Origin of the sequence: Psychrobacter sp. BF1 (assembly GCF_019279065.1) — a bacterium.
Lineage (GTDB): Bacteria > Pseudomonadota > Gammaproteobacteria > Pseudomonadales > Moraxellaceae > Psychrobacter > Psychrobacter urativorans.
Genome location: NZ_JAGYWV010000023.1, coordinates 1 through 11657 on the forward strand (window position 1 = coordinate 1; position 11657 = coordinate 11657).

11 protein-coding genes and 1 pseudogene are annotated in these 11657 nt (G+C 39.5%); 3 read left to right on the top strand and 9 right to left on the bottom strand.

The window, feature by feature from the left end; genetic code table 11:
* Nucleotides 1-69: 69 nt before the first annotated feature.
* The 8 genes and pseudogenes from KZA12_RS14435 to otsB form a co-directional block, all read right to left on the bottom strand.
* Nucleotides 70-2100, bottom strand: coding sequence for a catalase (locus KZA12_RS14435; protein WP_218690706.1), 2031 nt, complete (start codon nucleotides 2098-2100; stop codon nucleotides 70-72).
* Nucleotides 2101-2334: 234 nt separating this feature from the next.
* Nucleotides 2335-2802, bottom strand: coding sequence for a CinA family protein (locus KZA12_RS14440; protein WP_218690716.1), 468 nt, complete (start codon nucleotides 2800-2802; stop codon nucleotides 2335-2337).
* A 266-nt stretch (nucleotides 2803-3068) separates the two neighbouring features.
* A pseudogene (locus KZA12_RS14995) lies at nucleotides 3069-3233 on the bottom strand (KGG domain-containing protein); the annotation flags it as partial.
* 374 nt (nucleotides 3234-3607) lie between these two features.
* Entirely contained in the window at nucleotides 3608-4291 is a 684-nt protein-coding gene (locus KZA12_RS14450) for a DUF421 domain-containing protein (RefSeq protein ID WP_218690708.1), read from the bottom strand.
* A 476-nt stretch (nucleotides 4292-4767) separates the two neighbouring features.
* Entirely contained in the window at nucleotides 4768-5127 is a 360-nt protein-coding gene (locus KZA12_RS14455) for a hypothetical protein (RefSeq protein WP_218690709.1), read from the bottom strand.
* Between the two features lie 189 nt (nucleotides 5128-5316).
* Nucleotides 5317-5994, bottom strand: a complete 678-nt coding sequence (locus KZA12_RS14460) for a hypothetical protein (RefSeq protein ID WP_218690710.1) — start codon at nucleotides 5992-5994, stop codon at nucleotides 5317-5319.
* 366 nt (nucleotides 5995-6360) lie between these two features.
* The gene (locus tag KZA12_RS14465; RefSeq protein ID WP_218690711.1) at nucleotides 6361-7929 is read right to left on the bottom strand and encodes a trehalose-6-phosphate synthase; all 1569 of its coding nucleotides are present in this window, start codon (nucleotides 7927-7929) and stop codon (nucleotides 6361-6363) included.
* Nucleotides 7930-7975: 46 nt separating this feature from the next.
* Entirely contained in the window at nucleotides 7976-8851 is an 876-nt protein-coding gene (otsB, locus tag KZA12_RS14470) for a trehalose-phosphatase (protein ID WP_218690712.1), read from the bottom strand.
* 437 nt (nucleotides 8852-9288) lie between these two features.
* On the opposite strand from otsB, the gene KZA12_RS14475 reads away from it, so the two are divergent.
* From KZA12_RS14475 to KZA12_RS14485, 3 genes are all read left to right on the top strand, one after another.
* The gene (locus KZA12_RS14475; protein WP_218690713.1) at nucleotides 9289-9636 is read left to right on the top strand and encodes a type II toxin-antitoxin system RelE/ParE family toxin; all 348 of its coding nucleotides are present in this window, start codon (nucleotides 9289-9291) and stop codon (nucleotides 9634-9636) included.
* A gap of 1 nt (nucleotide 9637) precedes the next feature.
* Entirely contained in the window at nucleotides 9638-9940 is a 303-nt protein-coding gene (locus KZA12_RS14480) for a helix-turn-helix domain-containing protein (RefSeq protein ID WP_068408813.1), read from the top strand.
* A gap of 226 nt (nucleotides 9941-10166) precedes the next feature.
* Nucleotides 10167-10625 (top strand): DIP1984 family protein, encoded by a 459-nt coding sequence (locus KZA12_RS14485; protein WP_218690714.1) that lies wholly within the window; start codon nucleotides 10167-10169, stop codon nucleotides 10623-10625.
* Between the two features lie 396 nt (nucleotides 10626-11021).
* Here the strand turns inward: KZA12_RS14485 and KZA12_RS14490 are convergent, their stop codons facing one another.
* Nucleotides 11022-11477: a YgdI/YgdR family lipoprotein gene (locus tag KZA12_RS14490; protein WP_218690715.1), complete on the bottom strand. Its 456-nt coding sequence runs from the start codon at nucleotides 11475-11477 to the stop codon at nucleotides 11022-11024.
* Nucleotides 11478-11657 lie beyond the last annotated feature (180 nt).

Genomic DNA, 11657 nt, shown 5'->3' on the forward strand with positions numbered 1-11657 from the left:
GGTTTAATCGCGTATTGCTGGTTTCCCTATAAACCCACTATTAAATATATGCCATTACAAGGATAAAAGTCATAATCCAAATATAATCAATGCTTTATGATAAGGCTTATCCCGAATTGGGGTTAATCTATTTAAAATGAACTCATCTGTCGCACTGCAATAAGCAATGGCTTTGCAATGCACATAAGCATCAGTAAACCAGTCTAAAGCTGAGCTATCTTGAGCCAGCTTCTTAGCCTGGTCCGGCATAATGATGCTAACCACAGCATCAAATAACACTGAGGGACCCCCTGAAAGGCGCTCATCAGCCTGAATGCGAGTGCCATCATCGAGCAGTACCTCTTTATTAGGAGCCACAATTTTAACAGCGGCGCCTTCCGCTTTCACAGCCTTTTCGTATTTTTCTATCTCATGATAGCTTGAGCCCTCGGCGACTAAAATACCGATCATGCGTCCTTTTAAACTTTTAGAGGTGCGTCCAATGGTTTGTAAAGCTGTAGAAGTTGCCATATCCTGAACGGGTGATGCCAGGGAGGCGGCGTCGGGTAACGCCATACCAAGCGCTTTTGCCACACGCTGGGCCAAGTCCTCATCAATATGACGCAAATGACTGAGCATACGTGTTCGTACATGGGCGGTCTCTACTTTAGCTAGCTCAAAAGCGTAGGCTGACGCAATATGGGCTTGCTCAATTGCCGTTTGACTCCGGTAGAACATACGCGGCTGGCTATAATGATCCGCAAAACTTTCAGCACGAATACGACCTTTCACGCCATCGTCTAACGTCTCAGCAAATGACTTAAATCCTTGCCTAACGCTTTCGCGGGGCCGAGTTGGATCCAGGCTTTGTGGTTCATAAAGTACTCGTGTCTTAGGTACCCGCATTTGCATATGTCCATCTTTTTGATTATTAGCAAACGGACACTGCGGGGTATTAATTGGGATCTGTACAAAATTCGGTGACCCTAAACGCTTGAGCTGCGTATCTAAATAACTAAATAGGCGTCCTTGTAATAATGGGTCATTACTAAAGTCAATGCCCGGAGGTACGTGTGATGGGCAGAATGCCACTTGTTCTGTCTCAGCAAAAAAGTTATCAGGATAACGATTAAGTACCATTTTACCAATTATCCTAACAGGAACCATTTCTTCTGGAATCAGTTTTGTGGCATCTAAATGATCGAATGGAAATGTTGCGGCTTCTTCTTCAGTAAATAACTGCACTCCTAAGTGAAATTCAGGAAAATCACCCCTATTGATAGACTCAAATAGATCGCGGCGATTAAAGTCAGGGTCAGCACCCGAGATTTTAACAGCTTCATCCCAAATGAGGGACTGTACTCCTAATACAGGTTTCCAATGAAAACGTACAAAGGTGCTTTTTCCATCCTTGTTAAGAAGGCGGAAACTATGAATACCAAAGCCTTCCATCGTGCTATAACTTCGCGGCAGAGCCCGATCGCTCATGAGCCAAATGACATTGTGCATGGTTTCAGGACTGAGTGATACAAAATCCCAAAACGTATCATGGGCAGAGGCGGCTTGCGGAAATCCGCGATCGGGTTCAGGCTTAACTGCATGAACAAAATCGGGGAACTTTATGGCATCTTGAATAAAGAAAATGGGCATATTGTTAGAAACCAGGTCCCAAATACCTTCATCTGTATAAAACTTGACTGCAAAACCTCGAACATCGCGCGGCGTATCTTTAGAACCTTTATTACCTGCGACGGTTGAGAAGCGGGTGAACAACGGAGTCTGTTTACCTGTTTCAGTTAAGATCTTGGCCGTTGTAATCCCTTCTAACGATTCAGTCAGCTCGAAATAACCATGAGCCGCACTACCGCGCGCATGTACTACGCGCTCAGGAATGCGCTCATGATCAAAATGCGTGATTTTCTCACGTAATACAAAATCTTCTAACAGGGTCGGTCCCCGAGCGCCATTCTTAAAAGAGTTTTGATTGTCAGAAATAACCACCCCTTGCTGGGTTGTTAGCGCTTGAGTACTATCATCAGCACGCTGATGGGTTTCGCCGCCTAAACCTTTAGTAGTGTGCATATCGGCGGCGGGATCAGTATGATTAATAGTTTTTTTCATTATTCATCTATCCTAGTTATTGTTTTAGCAGGTGTTAAGTTAGGCAGAATTCTTATTATCTTTTAATGATGTCTTTTTATACTAAGCAAAATTCAGGGGTAAAGGTGTTGATGTTTGGTTAAAAAAAACAACGTTTAATATGAGTGTATTTCCTGGCATGAACCAGTCGTTGAGAGCTGGCTATAATAAAAAACACAAGTTAAAACAATGATATTAGAAAAATAAAATAATATCTTAAGTGCGCACAACCTCAATAATACTTTTACAGATTTTGCTGTTCAAACTGCGCAGTTTTTTCTGCAGCGCACCTTTACATACACATTGGAAATCATACAATTGATCCTTATAGGAGATACAATAAAAAAAAGTCCCAACCGGCTTATCTTTTGTTTCAGAACCGCCACGCTTCAACAAACCTGTGCAGGCCACATATAAATCTGATTTAAATAGTGATTGGGCTTTACGAACCAGCTCTTGTGTGACCTCTAAAGATTCAGCGGTATAGTCTTCAATTAATTGGTTAGGTACGTTGAGAACATTTTCTTTTACTTTAACGTCATAACAGACTAATCCGCCTACCAGTACCTCCCCTGAATAAGGGCTAAGAGAAAACCGGTGCGATAAATACCCAGCTGAGGCGCTTTCAATAAAACTTATGGTCAATTCCTTGTTTGCCAATAATTCGGCACATTTATTAGTCATCATGGTCTCCACATTATATAAATCGCTTTAATATCCCTATAAAGCGTTCTCTTAACACTGGTAGGAATAGAATAGTGCCATAAATAATTCTATGCTTTAAATAGCTAGTCTTCATATTTTTTAAGTAAAATAATGAAGAATAAAAAAACCCCATAAGCTATTCACATCTTATGGGGCAAAATTCAGACTTAAGAGTTTTTATTTATCATACAAAAAATAGTGGAGTCGGATTTCGCTCCCTAACTACCTCGATTATCATCATTTTTATGGCTTTGTTTACCTGCTTCTCTTGCTTCTTCAGAGGTAAATTCGTGAGCCGTACCTTTTTCATGAGCGGTCTTACCACCTTCACTAGCAATTTCACGTTGTTTCTCTGGATCCATACTGGCAAAACCACGGTTTGAAGTATCGCCACCCGAGTTGTTCGAGTTATTAGAACCACCCGAGTTATTAGAACCACCCGAGTTGTTTGAGTTATTAGACTGGTTATTGTCTTTATCGGAGTTGTTAGATTGATTAGTCATAGTATATCTACCTTGATTAGTTTATTCCGTGAGTTTATTATGATTTCTCTCTATAACGTATTGTTAACAAACGTTTTTCCTAAAGCGATTGCTAACAGTTCCAATGTACGACAGCTCCTAGATTTTTTGGGTAATGAAAAGTAAGATTATGTTCTGATTAAGATATTCAACCTTTCTGTATAAAAATCCTTGGACTAATATAGGATAAGGGGCATTCCTTTAGAAGGAATCTAACTCACTATAAACCCAGCAACAAAACGTTTTACTGAGTAGAGGGATAGTTATCTAATCACCCTATTATTGAGTGCTTTGGCCCAGCCTATACATTTACTTTGGCAACGATTACAAAGCTCATCAGGGGTTAAGGGATGAGTAACATAGCCACAAAACATACAAGCATAATGACAACTTGGCTCTATCTTAGTGACGGCTTCATACTGCTTAGGAAATAGCGGCAGACCATAACGCACCTCATCATGTGGATACAGCAATATACTAAAGCTGCCCGTGGTTTCTAACAAACCTATACGGACTTGACCTAGATGTTCAATGCCTTGCATGCGCATTTCAGCAAAAAACTCATCATGTGACATCTGGCCTAATTCAAACTTACTAAGAGCCAATTGGCCATCCTCTACAATATAAAGTGACGTACCTTCTAAAAAATCCTCAAAAGGACGATATCTCACCATTAACCACGTATATAAACGATATAGCGAGATGACGATACTCATGATCAATATGGCTTGGACTAACGGAAGATCTTCAGTAAACATAGGGTCCCCCGCGATAGACCCTAGCGATAAGATGATGGTTAACTCAAAAATCGACAACTGGCGAACACCGCGTTTACCAGTGTAACGTAAGAACAAAATAATCATCGTAAACATGACAACCACACGTATGATGATTTCTGCAGCAAACGCCCAGCTGGTATCATGTATGAAAATACTGGCCCAATCCATTCGTGAATTCCTATTAATGATTTATAGAGACTAGGCTAGGTCGTAATTTATTATTATCCTGATAAAAGATCATAGTTTGAAAAGTAAAACAGCTTCTTGAGTAGCCTTTTTTATAAGTATCGCTCCCTTATTTCTATCAAAAATATGTCGGTAAGAGGAGAGCAGCAAGGTCATGTTAAAGACATATTTGATAGGACGAATTCAATAAGAAGTTATCTGAGACGCTAAATAAAAGGCAATAAAAAATCCAATGCTAAGTGCCTTGCTCAAACACTTAACATTGGAGTACTAATACTAATCGCTAAAACTGCCTATTAACTATTTTGTTTCTCTTTATTGACGGCAATTTATGACCTATCTATCAGCGATTAGCATTCAGTTTCTTAGAATACGTTTATTTTTATACTAGACCTACGAATTACCACTATAACCTAAGCGTTTTTCGATAATGCTGCTGTTTTGGAGAGCTACTACCTCTACTGCACGCCATCGGCTGGGGTTTGATCTAGATTAGGATTTTCATCCCTATCACTATTAATATTACTGTCTGACCCACTATTACCCATATTATCGGTCGATCCAGATGGATTAGTAGTATTCACTTCATTATTGGCAGACGTACCAGAACCTATATTAGAATCATTTTCCGTTAAAGGGGCATCACCTCCAGAAGAAGAAGTATCTACGTCACTCGATTGATTGGTGCCTGTCGCGTCGCCTGATTGAGCATTATCACCTTCTTTTTCACTACTACAAGCACTAACGCCCATCGTAGCTGCCAGTAGCAAACTCAATACAGTCGTGTGTAATAAGCGGTTTGGTTTTAGTGGTTTCATATCATTATCCTTAATAAAATTGAAAAATTGGTTGATAACTTCTATTGCCTCAGCATAATTGAGTTACTCACCAGTATTATGAGGTTTTTGTTTGTTTTCGTTAACTTTTTATTAAGAAATAAGTAAGTAGACTTTCAAATTTTGTAAATACCCCATAGGATGATTAACAATAATTATCCAAAGGTTTAGTTAGCTTTGTAGTAGGTCAAGCATACTCTGGTATTTATCTTTTTTATCGGAAGTTTTACTACGTTCCTCGGCTAGATTAGGCACTGACTCTTTAGAGTCTTCTACCTTCTTGTCAAAGGCTTTTAGCTCAGCTTCCACCCCGTCCACAAGCCTATTGAGCATCATAGCAAGCGCTTTTTCAGAAACTTCATGCGTCATGTTAGAAGCTTCAGAGGTAAAATCATCTTTGAGCTTAGACGCCCATTGATAGATATGACCTATCGTGGCACTGTGCTTATCATCTTTATCAGAAGTCTCTTTTTCATTAGAATCAGATTTGCCGTCTTTGTCAGAGATAAAATCATCCTTAAGCTTAGACGCCCATTGGTAGATATTAGCTATCGTCGCACCATACTTATCATTTTTTTCAGACTTATCATCTTCGCTAGATTCATCTTTTTCGTTAGATTTATCCTCTTTGCTAGTTTCATCTTCTTTGGCAGATTTACCCTCTTTATCCGACTCAATCTGTTTTTCGGCATTGTAATCTTCAAAATCACCGTCTTCATACATTACTTTATCGCCTTTTAAAACCTCAACACCCGTCACTTCATTATTATTTGAAGGCGCTTCCGTTATATTTTCAAGCGATTCTAGAGCATTCTTGATGTTATCGTTATCAGTAGGCTGGTTTGTCATGATTTCTAATCCTTGTTAGTGAAGTATATTTACACTCAATCATAAGTCAGGACCATCTTATATTGCGTATCTCAATATAGATTGTTTTGTTTCAAATTTGCTAAAGATCCTGCAAACCTGTCTGTTGCATTGGTTTATAAACGACTATTGATCATTCCATGGAAACAATTGCCCAAGTAACAGTATATTCATGAGACTCGGTAATTAAACAACCAGTAATTGTCATTGGCTCAGTATGGGCAGGAATAGCAATACCAATTTTCATAACACTTACGTAATCCCCTCCCATCTAATGCTATCTATCCTGGCTTCAACCTTTAATAGCAAAAGTTTGCATTCGGCAGTCTCATGGGTGCATCTTCACTGCTATGTGCCAAATAATTTATTCGCAACAGGACTCACGCTATCTATTTGGTACTCTTTATTGTCATATAGATCCTCTAAGAAGCCTTGATGCCAAGCGTGTAAATTCTCTTGTTTCAAACCCTGTAATAAACATTCATAACGTATCTTTCTTTCATCTAGGGGCATGGTCAAAGCTATTTTTAAGCCTTCTGTCATACTTTTTGGCTGATATGGGTCGATGATGACCGCCGCTTGCATTTGCTCAGCCGCCCCAGCATAGCGTGAGACCAGTAATACGCCAGGATTGTCAGGGTTTTGGGCGGCAATATATTCTTTGGCAACCAGATTCATACCATCTTTAAGCGAGTTGACCCAGCCAATATCACTTTGCCAAAATAATGTCATCAATGCCTCGTGGCTTAATACGGTTTCGCTATAATTAATGGCTTGGCAACTTCCGGCGGCATCTTTTTGACCATTTTTATTTGGCAAAAATTGCTGATTAATATTATGAACCGTTTGTCTGACATCGTTATAAAGCTCATGGTAAACAGGTAAATCTAAGCGACTAGGACAGGCGATTTGTAATAACGTCAGCTGATTTTGATAGGTCGGATTTTGCTGTAAAAAATCACGATACGCTGAAAAACGCCTCAATAAGCCTTTCGAGTAGTCGATCCTATCCACCGCAATAATTTGTTGGGTCGCAGGCTTTACCTGCTTTTTATGATCAGTATATTTGGCGTATTGCAAAGATAAGTGGCTAATTTGCTGTTGGATTTTAGCCACATTTGCACCAATTGGATAGGTATCAATCAGTAAGCTATGTAGGGTATCCATACCTAAGTTAAGGATCACCTGCGTACTGGTTGAGCAGTTAGGGGTACCAATATTTTGCTGGTTGTGGAAGATCTTTATTAGTGAATTTTTTAAATAGTGCTGAATGACGCCAAAACAGTTGACTTTATCTTCTTGAGTTTGCGTGCCTACAACATTGTAATAGGCGAGATGGGAAATGAGTTCAAAGCTTTTATCCAGCTGTTGCCAAAATGGCAGTGACACAAATGGAATATGTAAGAAAAAGCCGATGCGGTTTTTGATTCCTAATTGCCTGCAATGGTATGCCACACTCAAAAAATGATAGTCATGTACCCAAATCACATCATCAGGCTCAATAACTTTTTTTAATTGCTCAGCAAAAAGGTGGTTTACCGTTTGATATCCTGCGTAATCCTCTGGCGCTTGATGAATTAAATCGGTGCGCTCGTGCAGTAATGGCCACAGCACATTGTTAGCAAAACCGCAGTAAAACTGCTGATACTGCTCAGTGGTAAGGGCAGTAGTTATATAAGTGATGGTTGTATCTGCTCGCGTCAAATCAGCCTGAGTATTCGCTAAAGCAGTTCGTTTGTTACTGCTAAATTCATTGCCCGCGCTATCATTTGTCGGGTCAATAATGTCACCATTCCAGCCCATCCAAACGACTGAATTTCCTGTTAATATATCTTGTAACGCGACTGCAAGTCCGCCAGCCATGGGCGCGTTGCCAGGCATTTTAACTCGGTTAGATAGGACGATTAAGCGACTCATATCATATCTCCTTATATTTTTATTAGTGGTTGCCGCTAACTTCTGCTCAATCAGAAGTTAGGGTGTTATTTTTTTGACAAAAATTAAAAAAACTATTGAGTAAAACAGTCACCTCATCAATGTTGTTCACATAGTAATGCGCGTGCGATCGCCCGCTCCCAACTTTAACCCCCATACCTTTTACTGATTGAGAATAAGAGTTGTCTATCGACTGATCCTTTTCTAGTTGTTCATTTTCACTTTGTAATACGAGAAATCCTGCTTCATCGGTAATATCATCACCTATAAAAATAGGACAAATATCCTCTTTGCTCTGCATCTTTTTTAACAAGGTTAAGATAGCCGCGCCTTTATGGACGCCTGTAGGAGCCAGCTCCCAAACGTATTTTCCAGGTTTTAAGGTCCAGTTAGGATAATTTTTTGAGGTTTCTAACATGATTGCATGCGCCACATTGGCCAAATCAGGGTTTTGCCGGAAATGCAGGGCGACAGAATAAGGTTTGTTTTCTATAGTGAAGTCATTAAAGGAGGAGCAAGATTGGATAACCGACTGACGGATGGCATCAAGCTCAAGTATGTCAACAGAAGCAACGTTTACCTCACTGTTATCGCTGTATGATATTTCTAGTCCATGAGTGGCAGCAATCGGTAACTTTATAGGAGACAGCATCTGTCTTGCTTCTGTAAGGCTGCGGCCGGTCACGGCTGCAATTTTTACCCCATGGCTTTGTATGTTTTGCAAGAGCGTTAAAGTGGGCGTTGGGATGCTGATATCTTTAGGGTGGAGCGTAAATTCAGCGAGCGTGCCGTCTATATCTAAAAATAGGCAGTACTCTTGCTGATCGCATAAATAATCAGAAAAGTTTTTTGGGCAAATATATAAAGGTTGCCTATTTATACCGAGGCTTCTTCCTGAAGTCACTTCTATTCCTTTTTAGCAAAGCACCATACTTTAAATGTCTTGTTCTAAATTTGAGACTCCGTGCTTGTTTAGAGTGGACGCAATATTTTTTAGGGCTATATATATATAGCCAGCCTTACCTAATTGGATCTTATAACAAGTCTGCCATAAACATAAAGACACTTGAGGATAAGAGTGTTCAATTTGATACGAGTTCTGTAACTGATCAAATACTTCCCCCCTTACTAAACCTTCATTAGTCAATACGTTTTGATAATAGCCATCTAACTATTTTTAAAGTAGCTTCCCTACTCTAAGCACCCTATCACGGCACTATAGGTTAACGATAGAAAATATGGTCGCTACTATGAATAGGCTGTTAAGAGCCGCTCACTATAATTGCAGACTGTCTCGATTAGCTGTATAATATAGTCTGTAATCTATATATTGGTTTTTATATGTGGACTGTCATCACAACACAGCTGTTCAACCAATGGTTTGATCAGCAAGACGAATCAACGCAAGAAAAAGTATTGGCAGCTTTGATGGTTTTAGAACAGCAAGGACCAAGCTTGGGTCGCCCTTTAGTAGATACGGTGTATGATTCAAAGTTTACCAACATGAAAGAGTTGCGTGTTCAGCACAGAGGTAAGCCACTCAGAGCCTTTTTTGCTTTTGACCCAAAGCGGCAAGCTATTGTGCTTTGTATCGGTGATAAGGGTAATAAAAAGCGTTTTTATAAAGAAATGCTAGCCACTGCAGACCAGCAGTATGAGTGTCACCTCAGAACCTTAGGAGATCTATAACATGACTAAGACACTACAAGAGATGTTAGCTGAGCGCTCTTTAGATAGCCGAGCGCGTATTAAACAACTGGCAGAGCAGTTGCTTTTAGAAAACCAGCTGTCTCGTATCCGTGAAGAGTTAGAGATCTCTCAAAAAGAGCTGGCTCAAACCATGGGTATTAAACAGCCTTCATTGTCTGCTATAGAAAATCGCGGCAATGATCTTAAAATATCGACCATGAAAAAATATGTTGAGGCCATGGGTGGCAAGCTTCGTATCGACGTTGAGCTGCCAACAGGGAAGCACATAGGCTTTAATGTGTAACAATGAATTCAAGCGCTAATAAGCCACCTTCTTATGGGTGGCTTATTTGTTACTAAGAATAGGCTAGTGTTATTAGGAAAGCACAGTAGCCAGTGCCTTAATTCAAAGGCCTGTTATATATGGTTCTATATTAACAGTCTGTTATAAGTGGTCTATTAATAGGTTTAGAGGGTGAAATAGCTGGTTCCCTTGGGGTATACTAATAAGGTGTTAAAAGGAGCTAAAAATGAAACTCGCAGAAGCCCTACTTATTCGTAGTGATATGCAAAAAAAACTGGCTCAAATTAAAGGACGTATTCGTAGTAATGCTAAAGTTCAAGAAGGCGATACGCCAAATGAAGATCCAAGTCAGCTAATGATTGAGGCTAGTCAAGTCATTACTGAGTTATCTGCTTTGATTGAGCGTATTCACCGTACCAATGCAGTTGCTAAGACGGATAAAGATCAATCAATGCTGACGCTATTGGTTGAACGCGAGGCGTTGGAGATGCGCCACAAACTATTAATTGAAGCAATTGAAGCGACCGACACTGAGGCAGATCGTTATAGTCATCGAGAAATTAAATGGAATATTATGGTCTCAGTAGCTGGGTTACAAAAGCAAGCCGATGACCTGGCGATGAAACTACGCCAAATTAATATTGTCATTCAAGCCAATAACTGGCAAATTAACCTTGTTGAATGAGGTTTGTAGATAAATTTATAATTTTCTATTCGTATAGTCATAAATGAATAGAACCCCCTATTGGAACCGATTGGGCGAGTGTCAGACCCCTTACCTACACAACAGGGGGTTGAAAACATACTGTAGTGTCTGTCATGCGTTGCGGGTAGACGCTTTTTTTACTACTTATGCCCTGAACACGTCACAGCTCACAAGGTACTACTTAGACCTTACTACCAGATACTGACAGTCGGTTTCAATTTTACGTTTAATGCCTCTTGATACGCCGATTATCAAGATCGTCATCTACGAGTACTACACATTTACCCAACTCAATATCCCCTGTTAAACCTCTCTAATCCACGATTCCATTCTAGTCCTAACTAGGGAACCGCTCTTGTTCCAATAAAAAACAGATTATGGAGACTTTACACCTCGAACTTCTATCTTCATAAACTTATCACGTAGGCAGATAGACGGTCCTTCAGTGATAAATTTACCAACATATTTCTTTGCCAAAGGCTGCGCAGAAACATCTCCGGTTTCTCCTATATTATACGTTTCGTTACCTACCTTTATCTGAGCATCACCTTTTCTATATTTCGTATATTTCGCTGGAAATATAGGCGTATAAAGCTCATTATCTGCCTCAAATAATAAACATTCGTTTGTCTTGACAAACCTACCTATTAAAAAGGATTCAACAGGTAGGTAATATTGTGTAGGGTCGTCATAGTAAGTAAATATTCCGCTGGGTAGACTTGATCTATCTATATCAGGTTCAATTTCACTGTTATTGTCTTTCATACTACTTGTTGACGCACAACCCGCTATAAGAAAAGTCGCCACAATTAAACTCAGTGTTTTATTCATCAGTTAAACCTTTTAAATTGAAAGTTATTTTCTTTATTCCTGATTTATTAGCGTATAGTCAGTTCTTTTTAAATAAGATACAATCGTTTTAAAACAAACGAAATGGCAGAATAACAAATGACCTATTCAGCAGATTTTCGAGCACAAGTGATTAAAAGTGTCAAAAGCAAAGACATGAGT